The sequence below is a fragment of the Ruegeria sp. G5 genome (assembly GCF_056533365.1).
Map to the genome: position 1 here is coordinate 395,552 of NZ_JBQFOK010000002.1, position 14,790 is coordinate 410,341.

A 14,790-nucleotide genomic window follows, 5' to 3' on the forward strand; every position below is an offset into this window, starting at 1 on the left:
TCATTCTGAAACTAAAATTTTTCTGCGCTGCAGCAAGAAAAACCTTGCAATGCTGCGGCGCAGCAATCATATTATCGACATGCTGATGAAAACCGGGGTGGGCCCGGTTCGGCAAAAGGATTTAGGACAATGGCAAAGACTCAAGACTTTACCGCGACTCTGAAAGACATGATGGGTGCATTTCCCGTTGACACCACCGCTATGGAAGGCGCTTTCAAGTCGACCGCAACCCTGAACGAAAAGCTGTCGGGTGTTGCTCTGGAGGCGGCTGAAAAGTCGGCTGAGCTCTCCAACAAATGGACCAAAGACACTCTGGCCAAACTGGCTGAAATGTCGAAAGCAAAGGCAGAGCCTGCTGACTACGCAAAAGCTGCGACCGATTTCGCAAGCGCGTCGGCTGAAGTTGCTGCAGAGAACATGGCTGCTTTCGCTGAAATCGCGAAAAAAGTTCAGTCCGAAACCGTTGAGCTGCTGATGGCTGCCGGTAAGGACGCTGCAGAAGACGCAACTGCTGCTGTTAAGAAAGCTACGACCGAGGTAACTGCCGCTGCCAAGAAAGCTGCTGCTGCCAAGTAAGTTGTTAAGCCGCGAGGCGCACCCAATCCTCCCTTTAGGTGCAATCGCGTTGGGCGGGTCGAAAGACCTGCCCTTTCTTTTTGTTCTGCGCTCGCATAATCTCTGCTGCAACGCATCATTCCTTGGGGAGGATACCCGGTGTCGGAACAAGAAAAACCATTGCTGATCAAACGCTATGCCAGCCGCCGGCTGTATAACACCGAGACCAGCGACTACGTCACGCTTGAGGATATCGCTGCGTTCATCCGCGACGGTCGCGAGGTGCAGATCATCGACCTTAAAACCGGGGACGACCTGACACGGCAATACCTGCTGCAAATCATCGCCGAGCATGAAAGCCGAGGCGAGAACGTTTTGCCCGTCAACGTCCTGAACGATCTGGTGCGCAGTTACATGCTGCCTGGCGGAGGGGTGATGCCGCAATTCCTGCAAAGCTCGTTCGAGATGCTGCGCGAAAGTCAGTCCAAAATGATGGAGAATATGAACGCGATGAACCCGATGTCGCAGATGCCCGGGTTCGAGGCGATGCAGGCTCAGCAACAAGCGTTCCTGAAGGCGATGACAGGTGGATTGTCCGGTGGTTGGACGGGCGGCGATGCCGACGACGGTGCCAAACCAGAAGGCAAAGAAGATCTGGATGACATCAAGAAACAACTGGCAGAGCTGCAGCAGAAGTTATCGAAACTGAACTGAGTATCCAGCACAAAACGCAAAAGGGCCCGCCAGTAAAAGCGGGCCCATTTGCGTTGTTTCTATCTGCTTAGGTGCCGAATGCGACGACGGGTGCTGTCACCTCACCGACCGAGGCCAGTATGATATCGGCGATCACATCCAATTCCGCGCGTGTCAGACGAACCGGAAGCCGGACGTCACAAGCTTTCATCAGCATGTCTTGCGTCTGCGGCAGATCAAACTGTTCAGGCAGGAACTGCCAGTTCCAGAACGCACGGGCATTGTCCTGGCTCAGACCAAAGACCTGAACCTTTACGCCGCGCGCCTCGGAAGCCGCAGCAAAGGCGCGAATGTCTTCGTCGCTGAGGCCAACAAGGTTGAACTGAATCGAATCTGGTGCACGACGCTCGGGTGCCATAGGGGCGGGGACGTCAATAAAGGGCGAAGTATTTAGACGTTCGGCGACATAGTCATGATTTGCCAGCCCGTCCTGCACGCGGCGCGCCAATTCAGGAATCTGTGGGCGGATAACGGCGGCGCTCAGATTGCTCATACGCAGGTTATACAATGGCAGTTTGTTCTGCCACCGGACAAAAGCCTGTTCCAACTCGGGAGAGTTGTCGCCACGCGGCCCTTTATGCTTTTTCCAGTTGTGTTCGTAAGCGCCGGACATGATCACCGCACGGGCTACCAGATCGGCGTCGTCGGTGATCAGGATGCCACCTTCACCGGCATTGATCATCTTGTACGACTGGAATGAGAAACACCCGATCTTGCCGATGGTGCCGATATTGCGCCCATGCCACGTGGTACCCAGCGAATGCGCTGCATCTTCAATGACCGGTATATCGCGCGCCGTACAGAGCGCCATGATCGCGTCCATGTCCGAGGTATGTCCGCGCATGTGGCTGATGATGACGGCTTGAACACTGTCCAGCTTGGCCTCGAAATCGGTCAAGTCGATCCGGTAGTTCTCGCCCACTTCGCAGAGCACCGGAATGCAATCAGCGTGCACAATCGACGATGGTACCGCAGCGAAGGTAAATCCGGGGATCAATACCCGCGCGTCGCGGGGCAGGTCCAACGCTTTCAAAGACAGAAACAAAGCGGCTGAACAGGACGAAACTGCCAGAGCGTATTTCGATCCCAGCAACTCTGCGAATTCACTTTCCAAAAGGGCAACCGGCGCATCTTGCGGTGCGGTATAGCGAAACAGGTCGCCCGATTGCATCAGAGCGTCAATCGCCTCGCGGGCAGCTGCTGGGATGGGTTCGGCGTCATGAACGTTTGGAGGAAGTGTCATATTTGATTTTCCCAAATTCTACCTTTGGGAAAGATAAAGCTAATCAAATGACAATCCAAGCCTTCATTCGCGGGGGCGGCAAAATTTCACCAATTTGTCGTACTTGATGTGGCAATCGCAACGCGGTTCGAAAATGTGTCTTGCTTCTGTTGGGAAAGTCGGGTGGCAATGACACAATCTAAAGAATGCATTTCACTATTCGGATTGTTGCCTTCATGCTGGCCCGGCTCGCTATTTCACTGTTCTTTTTGGCTCTGCCGGCACATGCCCAATATGATCTGACCGACGGAACCGAGGTCTCCCCGCTTGAAATGTTTCAGGAATGCGATGTCTGCCCCGAGATGATCGTGTTGCCGTTGGGAGAGTTTCTGATGGGTGCCCCACCGGGAGAATCCAAGCGTAACTTCCATTGGGACAAAAAGGGATTCCGTCTCGCGACACCGGAAGAGCCGTATATTGCACATCACGAAGGTCCAGTTCACCCGGTTAGGATCGACATGCCTATCGCAATGGCGCGAAATGAAGTGACCCATGACCAATGGATGGCCTGCGTGAACGATGGAGGTTGTGGGGGATATATCCCGCGTGCTTGCATACCGCGCTCTGATGGATCCTGTCTAGAAACCCAAGGTAGTCACCCAGTCTTCAACGTTTCGTTTTTGGATGGGGTCGCTTACACTCGTTGGTTAAACGACAAAGTCGGAGCAAATGTGTACCGTTTGCCCACTGAGGCAGAATGGGCATATGCAGCGCGGGCAGAAACTCAGACACCGTTTGCTCAAGGAGAGGAAGTCACTACCGATCAGGTTAATTTTCACGGTAAACCCACCGAAGAAATGCTGGGCGTAAAGCGTCCAGATTTAGCTAGGAGAGGCCATCCGGTCCCTGTTGAAGAGCTTGATGCGGCCAACGCTTGGGGTTTCCGGCATATGTCAGGGAATGTAGCCGAGATAACTATGACATGTTGGAGTGATCGGCACAAAACTTGGAACTCGTCCAGCGTGTACCTCGAAATGTCTGTTTCGGCAGATTGTGACGAGAGAGTTGGCCGTGGTGGAACGCACTGGACGGCAATGGATTTCTCTCGCGTTGCCGCGCGTGGTCCAATACAGGCGGACGCTAGATCGCAGTCTAACGGTTTTCGTGTGTTGAGACAGTTTACGCCGCCGCGTTTGGCTACTTTTCAATCACAATCCCAGTCTATCCCTTAGCGCGAACCATGTCATCGCCAGCACCAAAAGGGGGCTGCGCAAGGCGGGGCCTCCGGGGAAGGGCAGGGCGGGGACGCGGGCCAGGGTGTCGAAACCTTCGGCCTGTCCCTGAATGGCCTGCGCCATTAACTGCCCTGCATGGGTTGCGGTGCCGACCCCGTGGCCGGAATAACCCGAGGCCGATAGGATGTTGGGTGCCAAGCGGGTCAGGTAGGGCATACGGCGCATGGTGATACCCAAGGTACCGCCCCAGGCGTAGTCAATCTTTACGTCTCTCAGATGCGGGAAAATCTCGGTCATTGGCTTGCGGACCTTGGCGGCGATGTCCGAAGGAAAGCGATAGCCATAGCTTTCTCCACCGCCAAACAACAGTCGGTTATCGGCGCTCAGGCGAAAGTAATTCACCACGAATTTGGTATCGGCCACCGCCACGTCCCGCGTCAAAACGCGGGCGGCATCGGTGCCCAGCGGCTCGGTTGCAGCGATGAAGTTGTTGATCGGCATAACGCGGGCTGCGACTTTATCGTTCAGATTACCCAGATACCCATTGCAGGCCAGAATGACATGGTCGGCTGTCACTTTGCCCTGTTCGGCGTGGACAATGGCGGGCGAGGTTTCCTCGACCCCCGTCACCTCGGTGCTTTCGTAAATTCGCACCCCGGCCTGAGCTGCTGCGCGTGCAAGGCCGAGGGCATAGTTCAGCGGGTGCAGATGCGCGGCACCCATGTCCAGATAACCGCCTCTGTAGGTAGGTGAGGGGCAAAGACCGTGGCCTGCGCCTTCGTCCAGCAGCTCCATCTGATCATAGCCATAGCGTTCAGACAGATGCGCAGCGTGGTCATGCAGTTCTTGTTGCTCCTTGCTGGACAGGCCCAGAACGGCGACGCCCGGTTTCAGATCGCAAGCGATCTGATGTTTCGCGATCAGCGATTTGACGAGCGCCTTGGCGTCCTCGGCCAGTTCCCACAGCTTTGCCGCGTCGTCATCGCCGACCAGCCGCTCAAGGTCTTCCTGATCCATCCGCTGCGCGCTGCCCAACTGACCGCCATTTCGGCCCGACGCGCCGAAGCCCACGCGATGCGCCTCGAGCAGAGCCACGTCGAACCCGGCCTCGGCCAGATGCAGCGCGGCGGACAGGCCCGTGTAGCCACCGCCCACGACACAGACATCAGCCTTGATGTCTTGATTGAGTACCGGAAACCGGTCGATCGGATTGGCTGTCGCTGCGTACCAACTAGCCGGGAACTCAGCCTTTCGGTCATTGGAATAGAGCAGGTTCATTGCATGCCTCAGACGTTCAGCAGCAAATGCTCGCGCTCCCACGGAGAGATGACCTGCAGAAACTCTTCATACTCGGCGCGTTTGACGATGCCGTAGACACGGGCGAATTCAGAGCCAAGAACCTCGTGCAAGGCAGTCGCCTGATCGAACAGGTCCAACGCGTTGCCCATGACCTGTGGGATATCCCCGTCGCCCTCATAGGCGTCACCGTAGAACTGACGGCGCGGGCGTTCTTGTTGGGTCAGCCCAAGGTACCCACAAGCCAGTGACAGGGCGATGCCCAGATAGGGGTTGCAGTCCATCCCGGCGATGCGGTTTTCGACCCGGCGCGCCTCGGGGCCTGACAGCGGCACGCGGATACCTGTGGTGCGGTTGTCGCGCGCCCATTCCAGATTGATCGGCGCGGCGTGGTCTTTCACATAGCGGCGATACGAGTTCACATAGGGCGCCATCACCGCCAACCCCGAAGGCAGGTGGTTCTGCAACCCGGCGATGAAGTGATAAAACGCGTCCGTTTCTCCGCCTTGTGGACCGGAAAAGATGTTCTGACCGGTTTCCATGTCGATGATCGAATGATGGATATGCATGGCCGAACCCGGCTCATCCACGATCGGTTTCGCCATGAAGGTGGCAAAGCAGTTATGGCGCAGCGCGGCCTCGCGGATCAGGCGTTTGAAATAGAACACCTCATCGGCCAGCTTGACCGGGTTGCCGTGGCGCAGGTTGATTTCCAACTGGCCTGCGCCGCCTTCCTGCGTGATGCCGTCAATCTCGAAACCTTGATGTTCTGCGAAATCATAGATGTCATCGATCACCGGGCCGAACTCATCCACGGCGGTCATCGAGTATGCCTGACGTGCAGCAGCAGGGCGACCCGAACGGCCCATCATCGGCTTGATACCCTGAGCGGGGTCGACATTCGGGGCGACCAGAAAGAACTCCATCTCGGGGGCGACGACCGGTTTCCAGCCCTTGTCGTGATACATCTGGACCACGCGTTTCAGCACGTTACGCGGGCTGAACGGGATCGGCTTGTCATCGCGATCATAGGCGTCGTGGATCACCTGCAACGTCCAGTCGCCGGTCCACGGTGCGGCAGAGGCGGTCGAGAAATCGGGCTTGAGGATCATGTCCCGTTCGATGAACCCATCTTCGCCTGCAGCTTCGCCCCAGTCGCCGGTGATGGTTTGGTAAAAGATGCTGTCGGGCAGGTGGAAATAGGCTTGCTTAGCGAATTTCGAGGCTGGCACCGCCTTGCCCCGGGCGATGCCCGGCAGATCAGAGATGATGCACTCGACCTCATCCAGTCGGTGGCCGTCGAAATAGCTGCGGGCTGCCTGCGGCAGCTGTTCTGTCCAGTCGGCCATCAGGCCCTCTCTTTCTTTAAAAACTCCGCCATGAATTGCCCGATTTTGGGGTTGTCGTCATTTGCGGGCAGACGGTTCGTCGCCGCCTGCATTAATTCGTCGGGAACAACGCCCTTGCCGCGCGTCTGGATCAAGCCCTGAATGAAACCATCACCATATTCAGGATGGGCCTGAACCGTCCAGATCGTGTCCCCATAGGCCAACATCGCATTGCGGCAGAAATCATTTGTGCCGGTAACACGTGCACTGTCGGGTAACGCGACAACCTGATCCTGATGCCATGCATTCAGCGTAACAGTCTGGCCGTCCAAGTCGTAATCCGTTCGCCCGACGGCCCAGCCGCCCTTGAATTTTTCGACCTTTCCGCCAAGGGCCTGGGCGATGATCTGATGCCCGAAACAGACGCCGATCAGCGGTTGCCCCTTGTCGCGGATTGCACGGATCAAATCTTCGAGCAGAGGTATCCACGGATGGTCCTCATACGCCCCGTGGCGCGAGCCGGTGATGACCCAACCATCGGCGGCATCGGTGCTGGCGGGGAAATGGCCGTCCACCACGTTGAACGTTTCGAACGTAAACCCGTTGCCATCCAACAGGTTGCGGAACATGCCGTCATATTCGCCGAATTCGTCGTATAGCTCGTCCGGAGGGTGGCCGGTTACAAGGATGCCGATTTTCATGGGTCACCAAATTTGATCAAATTTATTCTACCGCACCGTTTTGAACCGGGCAAGAGGGGTCAGACCGCCTCGACGTAGCTCAGCCAATGTTCCTCGGGTGGGCGCTCGGAAAAGCGGCGGATTTCCTGCCGTTTGGTCATCGCCATAAAGCGGATTAGATCGGCCGGGAAAATACGCGCGACGTGAGGATCGGATTCGAAGGCCGAAATCGCGCTGTCCCAGTCCCGGGCCAGTTGCGGCAGCCCGGTGATTTCATAAGCATTGCCGGTGATCGGGGCCGGCGGGTCCATTGCGTCTTCGATACCGTTCATGGCCGAGCCCAGAACAGCGGCCAGCATCAAGTACGGGTTGATATCCCCGCCCGCAACGCGGTGCTCAATCCGCCGAGCGACCGGGGCGCCGCCGGGAATTCGCAAGGCAGCGGTGCGGTTTTCATAGGCCCAACTTGCGCCCGTCGGCGCGTGGGCACCGGGGACAAGCCGTGTGTAGGAATTGCCATGTGGCGCAAAGATCAGGGTGCTGCCCGGCATGGCAGCCAAACATCCGGTGATGGCGTGGCGCAGCGTTTCGGTTCCCTCGGGGCCGCCATTGTCGAAGACATTGCGACCCGCCTGATCGACAACCGAAAAATGCACATGCATCCCGTTGCCAGCATCGTTGGAATAGGGTTTGGACATGAACGTGGCAGTAAACCCGTGTTTGCGCGCCAAACCGCGTGTCAATGCCTTGAAAAGCCACGTGTCATCCGCGCATCGCATGGCGTCCTGGTGGTTCAGGTTGATCTCGAATTGGCCAACTCCACTTTCGGATATGGCGGTCTGCGCGGGAATGCCCATTGCAGCGCAACCATCGTAGAGATCGGTGAAAAACGCGTCGAAAGCATCCATCTCGGCCATGGAAAGAACGGCCTCATCCACAAGCCTGCGTCCGGTCAAGGGATTCATCGGCGGCTGAGGTTGCGCGTCTGACGAGTCCAGTAGCGTGAACTCCAACTCGGTCGCCGCGATGACTGACCATCCGCGCTGGGCATAGCGATGCAGAACAGAAGCCAGCGCGTGGCGCGGGTCGCCAGCAAAGGGTTCGCCGTGGTCATCATACAGGCACATGGGCACCAATGCCGTTTCTGTCTCAAGCCATGGCATCGGCACCGGGCCGCGCTCGGTTGGTAACAGAACTCCGTCGGCGTCGCCGGATTCGAAGACCAGAGGGCTGCCGTCGATATCTGCGCCCCACAGGTCCACGTTCAGCGCGGAAAAGGGCATCCGCACCGAGCCCTTTTCCAGCTTGTCGGCATAAGATGGTGGCACGCGTTTACCCCGCATCTGGCCGTTAAGGTCACAGGCTGCAACGCGAAAACTGTGCAAGGCGCTCAGGTCCATCGGGGTCTCCATCACACTGGTTACCCGAGGTTTAGTCGACGCAGCGCGCCTTGTCACGGAATTTGATCAAATTTACCCCGCGCGGTGATCAGACTGCGCGGGGTAGGGCGTCAAGCAAAGCTGACGCCGTTTTCTTCCATCGGATGCTCTGCCACTTGGACCCCCGAAATGGCGCGGATCGCGTTCCCCAGTGCTGGCGCGGACGGAGGTGTTCCGGGCTCACCCACGCCTGTTGGTGCTTCGGCCGATGGCACGATGTGAACGTCGATCGCGGCAATATCGCTAATGCGCAGCGGCTCGTAGTCCGGGAAGTTGAACTGATCGACCGCCCCGCTGGTCAACGTGATCTGGTCGCGCATCGCGTGGCCGATACCATAGCCGATACCGCCTTCCATTTGAGCGCGCACCACGTCAGGGTTCACCGCGATACCACAGTCGACGGCACAGGTGACCTTTTCGATCTTGATACCGTTTTCCGGATCGCCCGAGATTTCGACAACCTCGGCGGCATAGGATCCAAAGGACTTGTGCACCGCAATCCCCTGCGAACGCCCTGCCGGAGCATTACCCCAGCCTGCCTTCTCGGCCACCAGTTTCAGAACGGCTGCATGGCGCTGCTGATCGGGGTTGGCGCTGTCGGAGAGATGGGCCAGCCGGAACTCGACCGGGTCACGGCTTGCAGCCTCGGCTGCCATGTCCATCATAGTCTCCATGGCATAGGCCGTGTGGGTGTGACCAACCGATCGCCACCACAAGACCGTGGTTGCCTTGGGCGTGTCCGTCAGGCCAATCGACATGCCGGGAATGGCATAAGGATTGTCTGTCACACCTTCGACCGAACTGTGATCAATTCCATCGTGCACCAGAACGGCCTCGAACGGGGTGCCCTTGATCACAGACTGACCGGCAATCTGATGCTGCCACCCTACGATATTTCCCTCGGTATCCAGACCGACACGAACTTTGTGGCCGAAAGCGGGGCGGTAATAGCCGCTGCGGATATCGTCTTCGCGTGTCCAAACCAGTTTCACCGGACGAGAGCGGTCGGTCATCACAAAGGCCAACGCGGCCTCGACCTGATAATCCGCATCGGGTGTGGCGCGACGACCGAACGAGCCTCCGGCCAGCATGGTCTTGATGTGGATCTTCTCGGGCGGCAGTTGGAATATCTGCTGATAGGCCATATGTGGCCCGGTCGGCATCTGTGCACCGTCATGCAGAACAATGTCGCCATCGGCGGTTTGCTCGATGGTGCAGTTCAAGGGCTCCATCGGGGCGTGCGCCAGTAGTGGGAAATAAAAGGTTTTTTCAACCACCTTGTCCGCGCCGTCGATGGCCGCGGACACGGCCGCCATGTCCGCCTTGTTCACATTATACGTCGGCTCCGCGTCCAGAGCGGCCATGATCTCGGCCTTGATCTGGTCCGAGTCGCGGGTCTCGGCGCTGGACATGTCCCAATCGACTTCCAGCGCGTCGCGTGCCTGAATCGCAGCCCAGGTGTTTTCAGCATAAACCGCGACGCCGGCCTGATTGGGCAGGACGGCTGCGTTGATATAGCCTTTGACCTCTTTCGATGCGCTATCGTCAAAGCCAAGCGCGATACCGCCTTTCGACTCAGGACGTTTGATCATGGCGACCATCTGGTTGGGCAGATGCACATCCATCGCATACATCGCCTGACCATTGCCCTTGATGGCCGAGTCCTTGCGCCGAACGGCTTCGTTGCCAATCAGGCGGAACTCGGACGGATCCTTCAGGCGCGGCTCAGCGGGGGCTTCCATTTGCGATGCGGCGGCCACGAACTCAGCAATTGGCGCGGATTTGTCGCCTGCCTTTGCGATGCCTTCCTCGATGGTGATGCCGGACGCATCCACACCCCAACTTTGAGCGGCGGCATTGATCAGCATCTCGCGCGCGGCAGCGCCCGCCTGACGGTATTGCATCCACGAGTTGGCCATGGCGGTCGAACCACCGGTGCCTTGGAAGGGGCCGAACAACAGGTTGTTGTACACGTTCGGATCAGATGGCGCGAATTCATACTCGATCTGATCCATCGTGAGACCGATTTCTTCGGCGATCAGCGTCGGCAGGCCGGTGGCCGGGCCCTGGCCCTTTTCAAAGTGTTTAACGATGGCAGTCACGGTGCCATCCGCGTCGATTTTCACGAATGGATTGAACTGAGCGGTCTCGGACGAGGCCGCTGCAAGCGCGCCATCGGGCCGCGCGCCAACCAGCAGTACGGCACCAGCGGCGGCAGCACCCTTCAGAAATCCACGGCGAGAGGTGTTGATGGTCATGGATCAGGCCTCCAGAATTTCGGATGCGCGTTGGATACCGGCGCGGATACGTTGATAGGTGGCGCAACGGCAGGCATTGCCATGCATGTAATCGTCGATCTCTTGGGCAGAAGGTTTGGGGTTTTCAGACAACAACCCAACGGCCGACATCACCTGGCCTGATTGGCAATAGCCGCACTGGACTACGTCCAGTTCGACCCACGCTTGTTGGACCGCCGCGCCGATCTTGCCGTCACCAACGGCTTCGATTGTCGTAATTTCGGCGTCTTCGACGTCTTCGACATAGGTCTGGCACGAGCGTACCGGCTCGCCGTTGAGGTGCACGGTGCAGGCACCGCATGATGCTACTCCGCAACCGAATTTTGTTCCGGTCAGCTGAAGTTCGTCACGGATTACCCACAGCAAGGGGGTGCCGGGTTCCGCTTCGACCGTGTGGGTCTGGCCGTTCAGTTTCAAGGTCAATGACATGAGGGGGGGATTCTCCTGTTCGCGCTGGTTTTCTGAATCGGTAAACTGGCGGGTTTACACTAGGCTGTGATTTGTGATCTGTAAACCCACGAGTTTACCTAGGGTTTGACCTGTCTCTGTCAATGTGGCTATAGGTTTGAATTATGAACGACAGCAGCGCGCCGAATGCGGCCAAACATGCCCAGATCATCGAAGCTGCCGTGGCAGAGTTCCAGGAAAAGGGGTTCGCAGCCGCCAGTATGGATCGTGTATCCGCGCGGGCCGAGGTATCGAAACGCACGCTGTACAAATATTTTGAAAGCAAAGAAAATTTGTTTCGTTCCATAGTGGTAGAGCTGTCCAACCGTTTCGCAGGCGTGCTTGATATCCGCTATGAAAAGGGGCGCGATATACGCGAACAACTGACGGAACTGGCATGGGCCGAGGGTCGTATTCTGATGCTTCCCGAAGTCATGGCGATGTCGCGCATGGTGATCAGCGAAACTTTGCGCAACCCCGTTCTTGCAGCCGCTGCGCAGGGCAAGTTGGACAAGACATCCACCTTCGTTGCCATGTTGCAGGCCGCAGCCGAAGACGGCCAGCTACGTATCGATGATCCCGCCAGTGCCGGGCAAGAGTTCATTGGTCTTATCAAAGCCAAGGCTTTTTGGCCGATGGTTTTTTCGGGAAATGTCCTCAGCCACGATGAAATGGAAGCCACGATCGACAGCAGTGTCGAGATGATCCTGAGCCGCTACGGCGTTTGAACTGTGCGTGTTACCGTATGCGGCGGTCCTGTTATTCATAACGTTGTGTGCTAAAGGAATGGCCGCGCGAATCGGGCGGGCAGTTTTCCGGTTCGATATGTGGCCTTGGGACAGGGCTGCGGTACGAAAGCTCCATCAAAAAGCGGGGGTCACGGTGTGAAAAACAAAATCCAAACCGCCGCGCGTCTCAGCGTAGCCCCGATGATGGACTGGACGGATCGCCACTGTCGTTTCTTTCACCGTTTGTTGAGCAATGAGACGCTGCTGTATACCGAGATGGTGACGGCCCCGGCTTTGGTACGCGGCGGGGCGCTGCACCTATTGGACTACAGCCCACAGGAACACCCGGTTGCATTGCAATTGGGCGGGTCAGACCCGGCCGAATTGGCGCAGGCTGCAAAGTTTGGGGCCGATGCCGGATATGATGAGATTAACCTAAACTGCGGATGCCCGTCCGACAGGGTGCAATCGGGCACTTTTGGCGCGGTCCTGATGAAGGACCCGGTCCGCGTTGCCGAATGCGTTGCTGCCATGCGCGAAGCGGTTGACGTTGAGGTGACCGTCAAGTGCCGTATCGGTGTGGACGAGCAGAACCCGGAAGAGGTGCTTCCTCAGTTTCTTGAGGCTATTCGCGCGGCTGGGTGTCAACGCGTGACGATCCACGCCCGCAAGGCTTGGTTGCAAGGTCTTAGCCCAAAAGAAAACCGGGACATACCACCGCTGGATTACGATCTCGTCTACCGTATGAAGGCGGCTTTTGCGGATATGCATATCTCGATCAATGGTGGCGTGGCGACACTCGAGGATGCCGCCAAGCACCTGAACGCCGGGCTTGATGGCGTGATGATCGGTCGGGCCGCCTATCATCAGCCTGCCGATATTCTGGCTGGGGCGGATCCGCTGATTTTCCAGAAAGGTCATACAGCAGACCCAGCGCATGTCGTTCAAAAAATGGTGCCTTATGTAGAAAAGCACCTTGCCGCAGGCGGGCGTTTGCATCAGATCACCCGGCACATGTTGGGCTTGTTCGCCGGGCGACCCGGCGCGCGGGCGTGGCGACGCACCTTGTCCGAAGGGGCGGTACAAGATGGCGCAGGCCCCGAGATCATGTTGCAGGCGTTGGGCTGCGTTGAGCCTCTGGCCGAGGTGGAAGTGAACTAAAGACGCGGCCCTTTGGTCGGAATGGGGGAAGAATGCCCGAGACGTTGTTGCTGGCCCAAATGCTGGGCCTTTTGCTTGTGATCGGGGCTTTGGCTGGTGTGCTGGCCGGGTTGCTGGGTGTCGGTGGGGGCATCGTGCTGGTGCCAGCGTTTTTCTATGCCTTCCAGACGTTGGGCTACGGAGGACCGCAGTTGATGCAGCTGTGTTTGGCGACGTCTTTGGCCACGATCATCGTGACCTCGATCAGGTCCGTGCTTGCGCATAACAAAAAGGGTGCCGTGGATTGGGAAATCCTGCGCGGTTGGGGGCCGGGTATCGCAATAGGCGCTGTCATCGGCGTGATGGTCGCATCGGCCTTGCGAACCGAGGCATTGCAGGCCCTGTTCGGAGTTCTGGGGATGGTGATCGGAGCTTACCTTGGGTTTGGTAAGTCCGAATGGCGGCTGGGGGATGCCATGCCCAAGGGGCTGCGTCGCGCAGCCCTGTCGCCCGGTGTCGGTTTCCTATCCGTTTTGATGGGCATCGGAGGGGGCAGTTTTGGTGTACCCCTGATGAGCCTTTACAACACGCCCATTCACCGCGCCGTTGCAACGGCGGCAGGCTTTGGCGTTATCATCGCCGTGCCGTCCGTTTTGGGTTTCTTGTTTCTTGAGATCGCCGCAGAACATCGCCCACCTTTTACAATCGGCGCTGTTAACCTCGTCGCTTTTGCAATCGTCGTTGCGATGACCATGATCACTGCGCCTTGGGGCGTGAAACTGGCCCACGCGATGGATCCAAAGCCGCTGAAACGTGTCTTTGCTGTCTTTCTGACGCTGGTCGCTTTGAACATGTTGCGCAAGGCGTTGGGGCTGTGATGGATTTTTGGCAAAAAGGCTGGCTGAAATTCCCCTACGATGCGGCTGTTGCAGACTGGGTGACGCACGCATTGCCAGCGGCGCGCGCTTCGGTCACTGATCCTGCGCATGCGCAATGGCTCGATTGCGAGGGGACGTGGTTCATCGGTGTGGACGCACTGGATAACGATAGTGATGGCCGGGTTGGACAATCCAACGCCTTGGGTGGGCAAGCCATTGCGTTTGCAACCGAGCATTACGGTCGCCTTCCGCTCCACAAGGGACAGGTATCCGTCATCTACCCGGGCTATCCACGACCGCGCAGCGGTGAAAGCGAGGCCGCCGGGCGGTACCGTCGCAATCGCGACGCTGCGCATGTGGATGGTTTGCGTCCGACAGGACCGGACCGCAGACGCCGGGTGGATGAGCCTCATGCGTGGATTTTGGGAATTCCGCTCACCGATGCCAGCGAAGACGCCGCGCCCATGGTTTTGTGGGAAGGGAGCCATAAAATACTGCGCGCTGCATTTGCGGCTGCGCTTGAGAGCCATCCGAAAAACGCGCTGGCCGAGGTTGATATCACCGACATTTATCAGGCCGCGCGCCGCGAAGTCTTTGATACCTGCCCGCGTCTGGAATTGCCTGCCAAGCCCGGCGAGGTGTATCTTTTGCATCGCCACTGCCTGCACGGCGTTGCCCCTTGGCCCGATACCGCCTCGGCGGGACCGGACGGTCGGATGATTGCCTATTTCCGCCCTGAGTTCAAAGGGGGTGTGGCCGAGTGGATCGAATCTCCGTAACCTTCTGCCATTA

Annotated in this window: 14 protein-coding genes; 7 read left to right on the top strand and 7 right to left on the bottom strand. The window is 57.9% G+C overall.

The window, feature by feature from the left end:
- Window positions 1–129: 129 nt before the first annotated feature.
- Both ACR0BD_RS05065 and phaR read left to right on the top strand, forming a co-directional pair.
- Window positions 130–576, top strand: coding sequence for a phasin family protein (locus ACR0BD_RS05065; RefSeq protein WP_480694223.1), 447 nt, complete (start codon window positions 130–132; stop codon window positions 574–576).
- Window positions 577–714: 138 nt separating this feature from the next.
- Window positions 715–1,269, top strand: a complete 555-nt coding sequence (phaR, locus tag ACR0BD_RS05070) for a polyhydroxyalkanoate synthesis repressor PhaR (protein ID WP_480694222.1) — start codon at window positions 715–717, stop codon at window positions 1,267–1,269.
- Between the two features lie 67 nt (window positions 1,270–1,336).
- Here the strand turns inward: phaR and ACR0BD_RS05075 are convergent, their stop codons facing one another.
- Window positions 1,337–2,551: a DegT/DnrJ/EryC1/StrS family aminotransferase gene (locus tag ACR0BD_RS05075; protein WP_480829218.1), complete on the bottom strand. Its 1,215-nt coding sequence runs from the start codon at window positions 2,549–2,551 to the stop codon at window positions 1,337–1,339.
- A gap of 185 nt (window positions 2,552–2,736) precedes the next feature.
- Between ACR0BD_RS05075 and ACR0BD_RS05080 the strand changes: the two genes are divergently transcribed.
- Window positions 2,737–3,762 (top strand): formylglycine-generating enzyme family protein, encoded by a 1,026-nt coding sequence (locus ACR0BD_RS05080; protein ID WP_480829219.1) that lies wholly within the window; start codon window positions 2,737–2,739, stop codon window positions 3,760–3,762.
- On the opposite strand, the gene ACR0BD_RS05085 is transcribed toward ACR0BD_RS05080, so the two are convergent.
- From ACR0BD_RS05085 to ACR0BD_RS05110, 6 genes are all read right to left on the bottom strand, one after another.
- Complete coding sequence (locus ACR0BD_RS05085; protein ID WP_480829220.1) at window positions 3,739–5,043, bottom strand: NAD(P)/FAD-dependent oxidoreductase; 1,305 nt, start codon at window positions 5,041–5,043, stop codon at window positions 3,739–3,741. The genes ACR0BD_RS05080 and ACR0BD_RS05085 overlap by 24 nt on opposite strands.
- Window positions 5,044–5,051: 8 nt before the next feature.
- Window positions 5,052–6,410 (bottom strand): glutamine synthetase family protein, encoded by a 1,359-nt coding sequence (locus tag ACR0BD_RS05090; protein ID WP_480694214.1) that lies wholly within the window; start codon window positions 6,408–6,410, stop codon window positions 5,052–5,054.
- Window positions 6,410–7,090: a type 1 glutamine amidotransferase gene (locus ACR0BD_RS05095; protein ID WP_480829221.1), complete on the bottom strand. Its 681-nt coding sequence runs from the start codon at window positions 7,088–7,090 to the stop codon at window positions 6,410–6,412. Before ACR0BD_RS05095 ends, ACR0BD_RS05090 begins: the two co-directional genes overlap by 1 nt.
- A gap of 59 nt (window positions 7,091–7,149) precedes the next feature.
- Entirely contained in the window at window positions 7,150–8,469 is a 1,320-nt protein-coding gene (locus ACR0BD_RS05100; protein WP_480829223.1) for a glutamine synthetase family protein, read from the bottom strand.
- Window positions 8,470–8,579: 110 nt separating this feature from the next.
- A complete protein-coding gene (locus ACR0BD_RS05105; protein WP_480829224.1) occupies window positions 8,580–10,766 on the bottom strand; it encodes a xanthine dehydrogenase family protein molybdopterin-binding subunit in 2,187 nt (728 codons plus the stop codon).
- A 3-nt stretch (window positions 10,767–10,769) separates the two neighbouring features.
- Complete coding sequence (locus ACR0BD_RS05110; protein WP_480829225.1) at window positions 10,770–11,234, bottom strand: (2Fe-2S)-binding protein; 465 nt, start codon at window positions 11,232–11,234, stop codon at window positions 10,770–10,772.
- Between the two features lie 143 nt (window positions 11,235–11,377).
- Between ACR0BD_RS05110 and ACR0BD_RS05115 the strand changes: the two genes are divergently transcribed.
- The 4 genes from ACR0BD_RS05115 to ACR0BD_RS05130 all read left to right on the top strand — a co-directional run bounded on the left by ACR0BD_RS05115 (window position 11,378) and on the right by ACR0BD_RS05130 (window position 14,777).
- Complete coding sequence (locus tag ACR0BD_RS05115) at window positions 11,378–11,980, top strand: TetR/AcrR family transcriptional regulator (protein WP_480694204.1); 603 nt, start codon at window positions 11,378–11,380, stop codon at window positions 11,978–11,980.
- 156 nt (window positions 11,981–12,136) lie between these two features.
- The gene (gene dusA, locus ACR0BD_RS05120; protein ID WP_480829226.1) at window positions 12,137–13,141 is read left to right on the top strand and encodes a tRNA dihydrouridine(20/20a) synthase DusA; all 1,005 of its coding nucleotides are present in this window, start codon (window positions 12,137–12,139) and stop codon (window positions 13,139–13,141) included.
- A 32-nt stretch (window positions 13,142–13,173) separates the two neighbouring features.
- Window positions 13,174–13,998 (top strand): sulfite exporter TauE/SafE family protein, encoded by an 825-nt coding sequence (locus ACR0BD_RS05125; protein ID WP_480829227.1) that lies wholly within the window; start codon window positions 13,174–13,176, stop codon window positions 13,996–13,998.
- Window positions 13,998–14,777 carry a hypothetical protein gene (locus tag ACR0BD_RS05130; RefSeq protein ID WP_480829228.1) on the top strand — a complete coding sequence of 260 codons (780 nt, stop codon included), beginning with the start codon at window positions 13,998–14,000 and terminating at the stop codon, window positions 14,775–14,777. Before ACR0BD_RS05125 ends, ACR0BD_RS05130 begins: the two co-directional genes overlap by 1 nt.
- Window positions 14,778–14,790 lie beyond the last annotated feature (13 nt).